The following is a 13,202-nucleotide window of genomic DNA, read 5'->3' on the forward strand; positions in this document are numbered from 1 at the left end:
GCCACTCCTTTCGTGATCACAGGTAGATGCCGTGCAGTCGGTCGTCGAAGTCGCGGACAACCCTGGGTGGAGTCGTCGAAGCGTAGGACCGTCGGAGCCCACGGGCGCGCTCGATGATCCGGCCTGACCGATACCGTGCGCCTGTTTCCACACGAAGGCCCCCAACCTGGTGGTCAGGGGCCGATCGCTGCAATCCCGTTCGGGCCGGGAGTACCGTCTGAGTGTCGAGTTCAGAACGGAGTTCAGTATGCACGAGGACACAGGCATTGGCTCCAGCCTCCGCAAGATCCGCAAGCGGCGCGGTCTGACGCAGAGGGAACTGGCCACAGCATCAGGCGTATCGCTCTCGCTGATCCGGAAGCTGGAACAGGGAGAGATCGCCGACACGCGCATGGAGACCGCGCACACACTGGCCTCCACACTGCGCGTCCCGACGAGTTACCTCCTGGAGCGCGATGACGAGGAGCCCGCCGGCGAGGCCGCCGAGCCCTGGCGCCCGCTGAGGCAGGCCGTTCAGGTCGCGCCGGTCCGCACGGGCGAGGCCCCGACGGTGGAGGGCGTGCGTGCGATGCTTCCGGAGGTGCGCTCGGCCTACTTCGACAACCGGCTCGGTGAGTTGACCGGGCTCCTTGCCCCGCTTCTGGTGGATGCCGACGCGCTCGGCGACTCCGCTGAGGCGCGGGACGTGCGCTCCCATCTGCTGCAGATCGCCGGATCGGTGCTGACCCAGGTCCGCCAGTACGGTGCCGCGGAGACCGCGCTGCGCCGCGCCCTGGATGACGCACCGGACCGGCTGCGCGCGGCGGGGATCATCGCTACCTGGAGCTGGCTCCTCGTCCGGCAAGGCAAGTTGGCCGCGTCCCGGGAAATGGCCACCAAGTGGGCGGACGATGTGGAGCCGCGAGTGTCCCGGGCGACGCCGGAGGAGCTGGCGGCGTGGGGCTGGCTGCTGATCCAGTCCTCAGCCGCCGCTCTGCGCGACAACCGGCGGGGGGAGGCAGACGACACGATGCGCCTCGCCCAGTCAGTCTCCGTCCTGCTGGGGCGTGAGTTGCCCCGTGGCACTGAGCGCCTGACGACCTGGGGCCCGACCACCGTGCGTTATAAGGCGTGCGAGAGGCACATCGTGCTGGACGAACCGGACAAGGTGCTCCGCGCAGCCAAGCCGAAGCGGCCCGGCCGGGCCACGGCCAGGAAGTCCGGCGGTCTGGCGGTGAGCACCGAGTACCACCGGCACCGGCTGGACGTCGCGAAGGCTCACACCATGATGCGGCAGTACCCAGAGGCTGTGGACGTACTGACCAGCGTGCACGCCACCGCGCCGGAGTGGCTGGCCAGTCAACGATACGCGCGCGACATCCTCGGCGATGTGGTGGAGAAGCGGCGGACGTTGACGCCGGATATGCGGACGCTGGCGGACGCGGTCAGTCTGCCGCTGTAACGCTCAATGGCACTTCCGCCCACGGCCCACTGGAAGTGCCATTGAGTGACCCCCGTCACCACACTTAGCGTCACGACACGGATACAAACCGGCCACGAGGAGCCGTGTCGTGATCGCTGATCCACAGCCAGCGCTGCCCTGGACACCGTCGAACAAGCAGGACATCGAGGCGTTACCCGCAGGCAGATGGTGGGACGCCGTGCGCGCAGCCCCGACCATCGGCGAACGCGCCCTGCAGCTGCTCGGCGACGAGACCGGCGCCGTCATCCAAGACAAGCACGGCCCCCTCTACTGGCTCGTCGCCGTCGGCACCGCAACGAGCTGGCACCTGAGGCAAGTCCGCGTCCTCACCCAGCTCACGGACGAGAGCACCGACCTCGGCGTACCGCCTGCCGCCTGGACGAAGGGCCCCAGCACCCACTGGCGCGTGCCCCTCTCGGCCGACCACTACCTGACCGACGCCTGGCGCCTGTGGGGGGCGCTGGCCAAGGCCGACCGCGCCGAATACGGGCGCGTACCTGAGGGCCGCCAGCTCTGCTACCGCTGCCAGCTGCCCACGAACGAACCGATCCCGGTCGAGGTGGAGAGCGGTGACGCTGTCGGCAGGACCGTCTACGCCTGCCCCACGCACGCCGCCGGCTACCGGAGGAACGGCCGCCGCCCGCCGGCCCTCACCAACGCGACCGCAGACCAGCACGAGGGGCGGGCCCGATGACGGCCGTCGAGCAGACCAAGGACCCGTTCGCCGACGAGACATGGCGCGCGGCCATCGACCACGCCGCGGGGTGCCCGGCCTGCCGCACGCCCGGCGCCGGATGTGAGACCGGGGAGCGACTGCTGCGCGCCTACGAGGAGGCCGCGCGGCTGACTCGATCCTGCAGCCCGTGACCCACCAATTGACTCCCTCTCCGGTGCTGAAGTGCACAGTGCCGGAGAGGTGATTCCCGTCCATCGAGCGAGAGGCATAAACATGCAACTGGTTGCCCCCCTTCCCCTTCAGACCAGTGCCCCCGTGGGCACCGCGCCGGACAGCATCCGCCCGTACGCGTTAGCCGGAGCGCGTTTCCGGCCCGCCACCTCGGCCGCGGTTCCGCAGGGTCGCCCGGTCTACGACCCTGTCAGTCAGACGGCCAGGTTCGAGGACGGCGCTCCGCTGACGGCCATGGCCACGTCCCAGAAGACCAACCAGGACGGCGCCATCAACAACCCTCCGCCGAGCGACGAGGGTGGGGATCCCGGAGCGATTGAGTGACCAACACCGTTCTGGTGGTGGACGACCCCTTCGAGGCGGGAACCGATCTCGTCGTGGAGGGGCTGTCCTCTTCCGATATCCCCGTTTTCCGCATGGATACCGCTGACTTCCCTCGCGAACTGGAGTTACGGGCCACCAACGTTGACGGACAGTGGGCCGGCACGCTCTCCAACAAGTACAGAAGCATCGCGCTGGCTGACGTGAAGGCGGTCTACTGGAACCGGCCGAACCTGTTCCAGTTCCCCGAACTGTCTGAGTCGTACGCCCACTGGGCTCGTGGCGCTGCCCGCATCGGCCTCGGCGGCGTGCTCATGAGTCTCGCCGCCAGGTGGATGAACCACCCATCCAGAGCGTCTGTCGCGGAGTTCAAACCCCAGCAGCTCCGCACCGCACGCTCCATGGGGCTCGCTACTCCCCGAACTCTGATCACGAACTCCGCGGATGAGGTGCGGGCCTTCGCGGAGAACGTCGAAGTCCCATTGATCACCAAGCCACTGGGGGCACCGCACGTTGTCCACTCCCGGGGCTCGGAGACCATGTATACGCGCGAGGTCGACCTTGACGCCCTGGGCGGCGTGGAACTCACCGCACACCTGTTACAGGAGCGTGTCCCCAAGCAGTACGAAGTGCGCCTCATCGTCGTAGACGACATCTGCCACAGCGTGAAGATCAAGGCGCACAGCGAGGCCGCCCGTACGGATTGGCGATCCGACTACGACGCGCTGGAGTACGAGCCGATCGAGACGCCGACCGATGTCATCAACGGAGTGCGCGGGTGCATGGCTCGACTGGCCCTCACCTACGCTGCGATGGACTTCATCGTGCAGCCGGATGGTCGGTGGACCTTCCTGGAGGCAAACCCCTCGGGCCAGTGGGCATGGCTCAACCGTCCGGAAATCCCCCTGGCCGCTTCCATCGCTCACACCCTGGAGAACTGGTGCCGCCGGTGAACTGGAAACCGCTCGCTGAGAATCTGGCAAGCATCCTGGAGGGCTCGGGCGACCTGGTCTCCTCTCACTGGAAGCAGGCGTTCGAGGAGGTGCCTCGGCACGTCTTCGTCCCACGCTATTTTCAGAATCAAGGGGGCGTACCCACTCGATGGAAGCCGCTCGACGCCGCTTACAGCGGAGACTGGCTCAACCCCATCTACACCAACGCCACACTCGTCACCCGTCTCGACCCCGAGACGGCGAAGTCCGCGGATGGGCTGTTCACCGGCGTCCCCACGTCGTCCAGCACACAGCCGAGCCTCACGGCCCGGATGCTGGAAGCCCTTGACGTACAACCTGGAGACCGGGTCCTCGATGGGGGCACTGGTACTGGCTACCAGACCGCCCTCATCGCTCACCGCCTGGAGAGCGCTGACCAGCTCGTGACGGCGGACATTGACCCGAATGTAACGTCCGAAGCCCTGCTCAACCTGGAGGCCATCGGCATCACACCGAACGTGCTCACCGTGGACGTGAGGGAATGGACTTGGCCGCCGGAGTCGTTCGACAAGGTGATCATTACGTGTGCCCTCCCACGGATCACCGAGACATTGCGGTCTGCGGTCGCCCCCGGGGGACGACTCGTCGCGAACCTCTTCCCGCCGCTGAGCGGGGGTCTGGCCGTCCTCGACCGCATGCCGGACGGGAGCCTGGAGGGGCGCTTCCAGGCGGGCGGCGGGTCCTTCATGGCGGCGCGTACGGCGGCGCCGCCCCCTCCTCCGCCGCTTGCATCGGGACCGGTAGACGCATCGGGGGAATCCCACGTACCGGTCACGGCCTTCGACAGCTACCACTTCACCTTCCTGCTGGCGTCCACGCTGCCCGGGGTGGTGCTCCAGTACGGCACTGACGACGAGGGGCACACTATGCGTCGCCTGGTGATGCCTGACGGGGCGTGGGTTGAGGGCATCTTCGTCGGCGAACAGACGCAGTTCCACGAGACAGGCGAGCGCGGCATCTGGGACACCGTCGAGGGCTGGTGGGGGTGGTTCGTTGATCACGACATGCCGACATGGGATCGCTTCGGCCTGACGGTCTCGGACGAAGAACATCGCCTCTGGTACGAGACACCTCGGGGCCTCTCGTGGCGGCTGCCTGTGTGAGTGAGGCGCGTAACCAGAGCGCTAAGGGGCCCCTCCCGACAGGAGGGGCCCCGCTGTTCCCGGCCTCGGCTACACCGCCGCGTCGCTGTCCCGGATGGAGCGCGGCAAACAGCCCATGCGCGATGTACAGCTGTCACGGCAGGTTGCCGAGTATCTGGACATCCCGCCCGACCTGCTGGGACTCGCACCCCGACACGAGCAGGAGACATCCCGCCGATACGTCGATCAGCGCCTCTCCGACACCACTAGCGTGGACGCGCAGGCCCTGTTCGGCGAAGAGGGGGACGACCCGGTGCGACGCCGCAAGCTTCTGACCGGTCTGGCCGGGGCGACCTCCAGCGCCGGGGTGCGTTCGGCTGTCTGGAGGCGACGCTGCCCGACGCACCCCGGAGCAGTCGCTACAGCACCAGCGCCCGATAGCGGTCGGCGACCTCGGCCAGGACCTCCGCGCCGTCCCGGGCCCACAGGTCCGGGTTGAAGATCTCCACCTCGATCGGGCCGGTGTAGCCCGTGGCGTCGACCCGCTCGCGGAACCAGCGGAAGTCCACCGAGCCGTCGCCGAGTTGGCCCCGGCCCAGGAGGACGCCCTCCGGGAGGGGCGTGGTCCAGTCGGCGAGCTGGAAGGCGGCGATGCGGCCGCCCTCGCCCGCGCGGGCGATCTGGTCCGCCACGGTGTCGTCCCACCACAGGTGGTAGGTGTCCACGATCACGCCCACCTGGTCCGCCGGGAAGCGTGTCGCAAGGTCGAGGGCCTGGGCGAGGGTGGAGACCACACAGCGGTCGGCGGCGAACATGGGGTGCAGGGGCTCGATGGCCAGGCGGACGCCGTGGTCGGCGGCGTACGGGGCCAGTTCCCCCAGCGCGTCGGCGATGCGCTCGCGGGCGGCGAAGAGGTCGCGGCTGCCGGGCGGGAGGCCGCCGGAGACCAGGACGAGGGTGTCGGTGCCCAGGGTGGCGGCCTCGTCGATGGCCTTACGGTTGTCGGCGAGTGCCGCGGCGCGCGCCTCGGGCTCGATCGCGGTGAAGAAGCCGCCCCGGCACAGGCTGGTGACGGTCAGGCCCGCGTTCCGCACCAGCTCGGCGGCGGCCGCTACGCCGTACTTCTGGACCGGCTCGCGCCACAGGCCCACACCCGTGACGCCCGCCTTGACACAGCCCTCCGCCAGCTCGGGCAGCGACCACTGCTTGATCGTCTCCTGGTTGAGGCTCAGCCGGGACAAGGCGCTCATCGGGCGACTCCGTACACGGACAGCAGGTCTTTCATCCGGGATTCCGCCAGCGCCGGGTCCGGGAACAGGCCAAGCCCGTCCGCCAGTTCGTACGCCCGCGCCAGATGCGGCAGCGAACGGGCCGACTGCAGGCCGCCGACCATCGTGAAGTGCGACTGGTGGCCCGCCAGCCAGGCCAGCAGCACCACGCCCGTCTTGTAGTAGCGGGTCGGGGTCTGGAAGAGGTGACGGGAGAGTTCCACGGTGGGGTCCAGCAGGGCGCGGAAGGCCCCCACATCGCCGGTGTCGAGCCTGCGCACGGCCTCGGCCGCCAACGGGCCCAGCGGGTCGAAGATGCCGAGCAGGGCGTGGCTGAAGCCCCGGTCGTCGCCCTCGATCAGCTCGGGGTAGTGGAAGTCGTCGCCCGTGTAGCAGCGCACCCCGTCCGGCAGTTCGCGCCGCAGATCGATCTCGCGCTGGGCGTCCAGCAGGGAGACCTTGATGCCGTCGACCTTGTCGGGGTGGGCGGCGATGACGTCGAGGAAGGTGCGGGTGGCGGCGTCCAGGTCGGTGCTGCCCCAGTAGCCCTCCAGCGCCGGGTCGAACATCGGGCCCAGCCAGTGCAGGACCACCGGCTCGGCGGACTGGCGCAGCAGATGGCCGTAGACCTCGAGATAGTCCTCGGGGCCCTTGGCCACCGCGCACAGGGCGCGCGAGGCCATCAGGATGGCCTGGGCGCCGGACTCCTCGCAGACGGCGAGCTGTTCCTCGTAGGCGGCCCGGACCTCGGCCACGCTGTAGGGGTAACCGATCTCGGTGGCGGAGAGCTGGTCGGTGCCGACGCCGCAGGCGATCCGGCCGCCGACCGCCTTCGCCTCGGCCGCCGAGCGGCGGATCAGCTCGGCGGCGCCCGCCCAGTCCAGGCCCATGCCGCGCTGGGCGGTGTCCATGGCCTCGGCCACGCCCAGCCCGTGCGACCACAGGTGGCGGCGGAAGGCCAGGGTGGCGTCCCAGTCCACGGCGGCCGGGCTGTCGGGGGTCACATCGGCGTACGGGTCGGCCACCACATGGGCGGCCGAGAAGACGACCCGGGAGGTGAAGGGGGCCCCGGGGGTGAGCGACAGCGGCTCGGTGCGGGGTTCGTAGGGGCGGGTCGTGCCGCCCGGCGCGGGAAGGTGGACGGTCACAGGCTCAGCTCCGGTACGTCGAACCGGCGGCCCTCGGCCGACGACTTCAGGCCCAGCTCGGCGAGCTGGACGCCGCGCGCCCCGGCCAGCAGGTCCCAGTGCCAGGGCTCGTCGAGCGCGACATGGCGCAGGAAAAGCTCCCACTGCGCCTTGAAGCCGTTGTCGAACTCCTCGTTGTCCGGCACCTGCTGCCACTGGTCGCGGAACGCCTCGGTGGCGGGCAGATCGGGGTTCCAGACCGGCTTGGGGGTGTGCGAGCGGTGCTGGACGCGGCAGTTGCGCAGGCCCGCGACGGCCGAGCCCTCGGTGCCGTCCACCTGGAACTCCACCAGCTCGTCGCGGTTCACCCGGACCGCCCAGGAGGAGTTGATCTGGGCGATGACGCCGCCCTCGAGCTGGAAGACGCCGTAGGCCGAGTCGTCGGCGGTGGCCTCGTACGGCTTGCCGCGCTCGTCCCAGCGGGTCGGGATGTGGGTGGCGGCCTGCGCCTGGACGGTGCGCACGGGGCCGAACAGCTCGTGCAGCACGTACTCCCAGTGCGGGAACATGTCGGAGACGATGCCGCCGCCGTCCTCGGCCCGGTAGTTCCACGAGGGCCGCTGGGCGGCCTGCCAGTCGCCCTCGAAGACCCAGTAGCCGAACTCCCCGCGCACGGAGAGGATTCTGCCGAAGAAGCCGCCGTCGATGAGGCGCTTCAGCTTCAGCAGGCCCGGCAGGAAGATCTTGTCCTGGACGACCCCGTGCTTGACGCCCGCCGCCTCGGCGAGCCGGGCCAGCTCCAGGGCGCCCTCCAGACCGGTGGCGGTCGGCTTCTCGGTGTAGATGTGCTTGCCCGCCGCGATGGCCTTCCTTATGGCCTCCTCGCGGGCGGCGGTGACCTGCGCGTCGAAGTAGATGTCGACGCGGTCGTCCGCGAGCACGGCGTCCAGGTCGGTCGAGACGTCCGCGACCGGGTCGAGGCCGTGGTGCTCGGCGATCTCCTTGAGGGCGTGCTCCCGGCGGCCGACGAGCAGCGGCTCGGGCCACAGCACGGTGCCGTCGCCGAGGTCCAGGCCGCCCTGTTCGCGAAGGGCGAGGAGAGAGCGGACGAGGTGCTGGCGGTATCCCATCCGGCCGGTCACACCGTTCATGGCGATCCGCACTGTCTTGCGTGTCACGTGGGTTCTTCTCCTCACCGCGAGTGATAGTAAGCGCTTTCTAACATCAACGCTAACCGCCCCGCCCCGCCCCTGTACAGAGCGAACACGGGGGCGAACGCGGGACAGTCAGCGCTTCAGCGGGGCGTCAGCCGATAACGCAGGGACGCACGCCCGGTGATCAGGACCCGCTGCCCCGCCGGGGTCAGCTCGCCGCCCAGCCGGCTGTAGCGCTCGCCGGAATCCACGACGGCGGGCTGGCGCGGGCCACTGCCCGGGGCGCCGACGGCCAGCAGTCCGCCCGCCACGGCCGTCCCGGCAAGGAGGTGACGACGGGGCAGGGGGGTCATAGGTGGTGCTCCGTGGCTCGGGCCGCCAGGGCGAGGGGGCCGGGGACGAGGAACGCGAGTGGCGGGTAGGCCCAGGCGCAGACGGCGGCGGTGGCGACGGCCAGCAGCAGCACGGCACTGGCGCGGGGCCCGCGCACGCTGTCGTACGCCGCCGAGCGCAGCGCGGCCCGCCAGCTCGTCGCCGACTCGGGGCGGGCGCAGGCCCGCAGATAGACGACGGCGAGCAGTCCGGCCACGGCGAGCAGCGCGGGCCGGAAGACCGCCGCGCCCGGCAGCCCCGCGCCCGCCGCGAGCGCGTTGAACAGCAGCAGGACGCCGCCGGCCAGCAGGCCCGCCCCGGCCAGCAGATCGCCGGTGCGCAGCCGTTGGCGCAGCGCGCGGAGGTAGCCGCCCGCCGTGGTGGGCGCGTCCTGGCGCACCCGCCGGTCCAGGACGGCGCAGGCCGTGGACATGGCGGCCGGGGCGGTGATCAGCGGCAGCGAGGCGGCGGCCGTGGCCAGGCCCACCGCCAGGACGTCGGCGAAGAGGGCGAAGCGCGGGCCGAACAGCTCGCCGGGTTCACGTTTGGTGGCGGTGTCCATGGCCGGTCACCCCTTCAGTCCGGAGCTGGCCATGCCCTCGACCAGGAACCGCTGGAAGGCGAGGAAGAAGAGCACGATGGGCAGCAGCGCGAACACCGACATCGCGAACATCGGGCCGAAGGCCGACTGGCTGGAGGCGTCCACGAAGGACCGCAGGGCCAGGGTCAGGGTGAACTTCTCCGGCTCGAAGAGATAGATGAGCTGGGTGAAGAAGTCGTTCCAGGTCCAGATGAAGGTGAAGATCGCGGTGGTGATCAGGGCGGGCCGGGTCAGCGGCAGGATGACGCTGAAGAACGAGCGGAAGGGCCCGCACCCGTCGATCCGCGCCGCCTCCTCCAGCTCACGCGGCAGTCCGCGCATGAACTGCACGATGAGGAAGACGAAGAAGGCGTCGGTGGCCAGGAACTTCGGCAGGATCATCGGCCAGTAGGTGTTCACCATGCCGAGCTGGTTGAAGATGATGTACTGCGGAATGAGGATGGCGTGGTGCGGCAGCATGATCGTCGCGATCATGAACGCGAAGAGCGGACCGCGCATCGTGAACCGCAGCCGCGCGAAGGCGTACGCGGCGAGCGAGCAGCTGATGACGTTGCCGAGCACCGCGCCGCACGCGATGAGCAGCGAGTTCCACAGCAGCCGTCCGACGCTGACCTCGTTCACCCCGTCCAGGGCGGTGGAGTAGTTGCTCCATTCGAAGTGGCTGGGCAGCAGCTTGAGGCTGGCGATGACCTCGTCGGCGGGCTTGAACGAGGTCGCCAGCAGCCAGGCCAGCGGATAGAGCATCACCAGCAGCACGGCGATCAGGCAGGCGTGCAGCGCGATCCGGCCCGCGGGCCGCCGCCGCGCCGCCGGGCCGGCCGGGGCGGTGGAGATCGGGGCGGTGGTCATCGGCCCCCCTCATTGGTGTCGTTGGCGTAGAAGACCCAGGCCCGGGAGGTGCGGAAGAGCACCGCGGTGACGACCCCGATGGCCAGCAGCAGCGCCCAGGCCATGGCGGAGGCGTAGCCCATATGGGAGGCGGTGAAGCCGCGGTCGTAGAGGTAGAGCGTGTAGACCAGCGTGGAGTCGGCGGGTCCGCCCTTGCCCGCGCTGACCGCGAAGGCGGGGGTGAAGACCTGGAACGCCTGGATCATCTGGAGCACCAGGTTGAAGAAGAGCACCGGGGAGAGCATCGGGATGGTGATGGAGCGGAACTGCCGCCACCAGGAGGCCCCGTCGACCGCGGCCGCCTCGTACAGCTCCACGGGTATCTGCTGAAGACCGGCCAGGAAGATCACCATGGGGGCGCCGAACTGCCAGATGGTCAGCAGCGCGACCGACAGGATGGCCCAGCCCGGCTTGTTGATCCAGCCGCCGATGTCGATGCCCATACCGGAGAGCAGATTGTCCACCGAGCCACCGTCGTTGAAGATCGCCCGCCAGACCAGGGCGATGGACATCGACGCGCCGAGCAGCGAGGGCGCGTAGAACGCCGAGCGGTAGAAGCCCTTGCCGCGCTTGACCGACTTCAGCGCGATGGCGACGGCGAGCGCCATGGCGAGCTGCAGCGGCACCGCGATCACGACATACGTCAGGGTCGTGATGACCGACCGCCAGTAGCGGGGGTCCTCGGTGAACATCTGCGTGTAGTTGCGGAAGCCGATCCACTGCGGCGCGTCGAACATGTCGTAGTCGGTGAACGACAGGTACAGGGACACGGCCATGGGCAGCAGCGTCAGCACGGCGGCGCCGAGCACCCATGGGGACAGGAACACCCAGGCGGCCCCCTGCCGCTCGCGCTTCGGCGCCCGCTTGCCGCCGGTGGCGGGGGGCGCGGCGTCCTGGGGGCGGGTCGCGGTCGCGGTCATTGCCTCAGCTCCGCCTTCGCCTCGGTGATGTAGTTCTCCGCCGCCTCGCGCGGCGACAGGCGCTCGTAACTGACCTGGTCGTAGTCGCGCGAGAAGGTGGACTGCAGGGAGGTGTCACCCTTGGGCGGCGCGGGCGGCGGGTCCTTCAGCTTGCCCTCGAACTGCTTCTGGTAGGTGGAGATGACCTGGTCGAAGCCCTCCAGCTTGGGCAGGACGCCCTGCCGGATGGTGTCGTTGGCCGGGATGCCGCGGGAGGCGCCGAGGACCGCGCCCGCCTCCTTGTCGTTGAGCAGGAAGTCGATGAACTGGGCCGCCTGCTTGGGGTGTCCGGTCTTGGCCGAGGCACCGAAGAACATCGACGGCTTGAAGTACTGCCCGGGGGTGCCGTCCTCCCCGACCGGGAACGGTGCCAGCTTCAGCCCCTCGCCGACGATGGCCGAATAGCCGCTGACGGGGGCGTCCCAGTTGAAGTCGGCGACGGACTTCAGCCGACCCAGCGGGGTGTTCTCCACCGTGCCGTCCATCTGGGTGGTCTGCTCGGCGGACGAGACCGCCCCCTCCTTGCGGAGCCCCGTGCACCACTCCCAGTAGCGGGTCAGATCGTCGGCGGTGAAGCCGAGCTTCTCGTCCTTGGTGTAGAGGGACTTGCCCCGGCTGCGCAGCCAGATCTCGAAGACGTCCTCGCTCTGGCCCGGGTCGGTGGAGCCGACCCGCCCCTTCGTCGCCGGGGACGCCGCCAGCTTGCGCATCGCGTCGGCCCAGTCGTTCCAGGTCCAGGTCAGGGTCGGTTCGGGGACGCCCGCCTTGCGCCACAGCGTGGCGTCGTACGCCATCGTCTCGGTGCCGCGGGCCACCGGGAGCGCGTACTGCTCGCCGTCCACCACTCCGGTGGCCAGCAGCCCCTTGTCGATCTCCGAGGTGCGCAGCTCGGGGTGTTTGCCGAGGTTCAGCAGGATGCCGGAGGTGGCGTACTGGTTGATCTGCCGGTAGTCCAGCTGCATCACATCGGGGGCGTCGCCGCCCGCCGCCTGCGTGGCCAGCTTCGCCTTGTAGGTGTCGAAACCCGCGAAGGACGTGCTGATGTCGATGTCGGGGTGGCGCTTCTCGAAGAGCCCCACGGCCTCTTCGGTGCGGGCGGCCCGGTCGGGGTTTCCCCACCAGGTGAACCGCAGGCTGACCTTGCCGCCCGAGCCGCCGCCGCCATCGCCGCCGCAGCCCGTGAGGGTCCCCCCGAGCGTGAGCACGAGAGCCAGGGCGCAGGACGCCTTTGTCCTGTTTCTGCGCATACCGGAGCCGACCTCCCTCCTGAATTGTCCGTTGAGCGTATGAGTGTGCGTGGTGGTGTTCTACGGCGACTATTCGCCGTAGTACGGGAGCGTGACACCCGGCAGTTCGTACTCGTCCCGGCGGCCGCACATGCCGTAGCCGCCCCGGCGGCTGGGCCCGGTCGCGGTGACCCGCGCCTCGGCCAGATGCGAGGGGTCGCCCGCGGCGAGCGCGGTGAGCTGCTCACCGGTGCGCCGCGCGGCGGCGAGCGCCCCATCCCGCCAGCGCGGCTCCCACTCCTTCACCTTGGGCGCGGCGATCCGCACCGCCGCCTCGTGGAAGGCGCGCAGCGGCCCCTCGTCGCCGCTCTCGGCGGCGGCCCGCAGCGTCAGATAGCCCTCGATCGCCAGGTCCCGGCGGCGCCGGGCGGCCGCGTCGGCCTCCGGCCCCTCCTTGGCGGGCAGCGCGGCGGCCGCCGCGTACCGCTCGGGGTCGGCCAGCACCTCGGGCGGGAAGGTGAAGACGGCGTCCCCGGCCTCCGGCAGCCCGCTGTTCTGCATCAGCACGGTCACCCTGAGGCCGCCGCCCTGCACCATCCGGTGCACCGTGCCGGGGGTGAACCACACCACCGCGCCCGGCTCCAGCGGGGTCTCGGTGAAGCCGTCCCCGACGGTCAGGGTCTGCACGGCGCCGCGTCCGGCGGTGACCACATACGCCTCGGTGCAGGCCAGATGGAGATGGGGGCTGCCGCCGCACACCCCGTCGGCGGCCTCCCACTCGTACGCGCTGATGTGGGACATCCCCACGCCACCCGGCAGCGGGGCGAACATCTCGCTCATCCG

General features: G+C 69.9%; 15 protein-coding genes and 1 pseudogene. 6 read left to right on the forward strand and 10 right to left on the reverse strand.

Features of this window, described 5'->3' with window-relative positions:
* Positions 1-16: 16 nt before the first annotated feature.
* Positions 17-151, reverse strand: a pseudogene (locus AS97_RS47410) (DNA-binding protein); the annotation flags it as partial.
* Positions 152-247: 96 nt separating this feature from the next.
* Here AS97_RS47410 and AS97_RS17880 point away from each other — a divergent pair.
* From AS97_RS17880 to AS97_RS17905, 6 genes are all read left to right on the forward strand, one after another.
* Positions 248-1,441, forward strand: coding sequence for a helix-turn-helix transcriptional regulator (locus AS97_RS17880; RefSeq protein WP_086706018.1), 1,194 nt, complete (start codon positions 248-250; stop codon positions 1,439-1,441).
* A 109-nt stretch (positions 1,442-1,550) separates the two neighbouring features.
* Positions 1,551-2,156, forward strand: a complete 606-nt coding sequence (locus AS97_RS17885; protein ID WP_125759164.1) for a hypothetical protein — start codon at positions 1,551-1,553, stop codon at positions 2,154-2,156.
* Positions 2,153-2,329 carry a hypothetical protein gene (locus tag AS97_RS17890; protein WP_185929968.1) on the forward strand — a complete coding sequence of 59 codons (177 nt, stop codon included), beginning with the start codon at positions 2,153-2,155 and terminating at the stop codon, positions 2,327-2,329. Before AS97_RS17885 ends, AS97_RS17890 begins: the two co-directional genes overlap by 4 nt.
* Positions 2,330-2,411: 82 nt before the next feature.
* Positions 2,412-2,693 carry a putative ATP-grasp-modified RiPP gene (tgmA, locus tag AS97_RS48590; protein ID WP_210565267.1) on the forward strand — a complete coding sequence of 94 codons (282 nt, stop codon included), beginning with the start codon at positions 2,412-2,414 and terminating at the stop codon, positions 2,691-2,693.
* Entirely contained in the window at positions 2,690-3,643 is a 954-nt protein-coding gene (locus AS97_RS17900) for an MvdC/MvdD family ATP grasp protein (RefSeq protein ID WP_210565268.1), read from the forward strand. The genes tgmA and AS97_RS17900 overlap by 4 nt, the downstream gene beginning before the upstream one ends.
* Positions 3,631-4,785 (forward strand): methyltransferase domain-containing protein, encoded by a 1,155-nt coding sequence (locus AS97_RS17905; RefSeq protein ID WP_210565269.1) that lies wholly within the window; start codon positions 3,631-3,633, stop codon positions 4,783-4,785. Before AS97_RS17900 ends, AS97_RS17905 begins: the two co-directional genes overlap by 13 nt.
* 398 nt (positions 4,786-5,183) lie before the next feature.
* Here the strand turns inward: AS97_RS17905 and AS97_RS17910 are convergent, their stop codons facing one another.
* The 9 genes from AS97_RS17910 to AS97_RS17950 all read right to left on the reverse strand — a co-directional run bounded on the left by AS97_RS17910 (position 5,184) and on the right by AS97_RS17950 (position 13,199).
* Complete coding sequence (locus tag AS97_RS17910) at positions 5,184-6,014, reverse strand: sugar phosphate isomerase/epimerase family protein (protein WP_086706016.1); 831 nt, start codon at positions 6,012-6,014, stop codon at positions 5,184-5,186.
* Positions 6,011-7,180, reverse strand: coding sequence for a dihydrodipicolinate synthase family protein (locus AS97_RS17915; RefSeq protein ID WP_059142115.1), 1,170 nt, complete (start codon positions 7,178-7,180; stop codon positions 6,011-6,013). Before AS97_RS17915 ends, AS97_RS17910 begins: the two co-directional genes overlap by 4 nt.
* A complete protein-coding gene (locus AS97_RS17920; protein WP_059142114.1) occupies positions 7,177-8,337 on the reverse strand; it encodes a Gfo/Idh/MocA family oxidoreductase in 1,161 nt (386 codons plus the stop codon). Before AS97_RS17920 ends, AS97_RS17915 begins: the two co-directional genes overlap by 4 nt.
* 116 nt (positions 8,338-8,453) lie before the next feature.
* Positions 8,454-8,666: a twin-arginine translocation signal domain-containing protein gene (locus tag AS97_RS17925; protein ID WP_086706015.1), complete on the reverse strand. Its 213-nt coding sequence runs from the start codon at positions 8,664-8,666 to the stop codon at positions 8,454-8,456.
* On the reverse strand, positions 8,663-9,247 hold the full coding sequence (locus AS97_RS17930) for a hypothetical protein (protein WP_086706014.1): 585 nt from the start codon (positions 9,245-9,247) through the stop codon (positions 8,663-8,665). The genes AS97_RS17925 and AS97_RS17930 overlap by 4 nt, the downstream gene beginning before the upstream one ends.
* A 6-nt stretch (positions 9,248-9,253) precedes the next feature.
* Positions 9,254-10,135 carry a carbohydrate ABC transporter permease gene (locus AS97_RS17935; RefSeq protein WP_086706013.1) on the reverse strand — a complete coding sequence of 294 codons (882 nt, stop codon included), beginning with the start codon at positions 10,133-10,135 and terminating at the stop codon, positions 9,254-9,256.
* Complete coding sequence (locus AS97_RS17940) at positions 10,132-11,094, reverse strand: sugar ABC transporter permease (protein ID WP_086706012.1); 963 nt, start codon at positions 11,092-11,094, stop codon at positions 10,132-10,134. The genes AS97_RS17935 and AS97_RS17940 overlap by 4 nt, the downstream gene beginning before the upstream one ends.
* Positions 11,091-12,380: an ABC transporter substrate-binding protein gene (locus AS97_RS17945; RefSeq protein ID WP_059142110.1), complete on the reverse strand. Its 1,290-nt coding sequence runs from the start codon at positions 12,378-12,380 to the stop codon at positions 11,091-11,093. Before AS97_RS17945 ends, AS97_RS17940 begins: the two co-directional genes overlap by 4 nt.
* A gap of 69 nt (positions 12,381-12,449) precedes the next feature.
* A complete protein-coding gene (locus tag AS97_RS17950; protein ID WP_059142109.1) occupies positions 12,450-13,199 on the reverse strand; it encodes a cupin in 750 nt (249 codons plus the stop codon).
* Between the last annotated feature and the right edge of the window lie 3 nt (positions 13,200-13,202).

Source organism: Streptomyces sp. AgN23, assembly GCF_001598115.1.
GTDB lineage: Bacteria > Actinomycetota > Actinomycetes > Streptomycetales > Streptomycetaceae > Streptomyces > Streptomyces antimycoticus.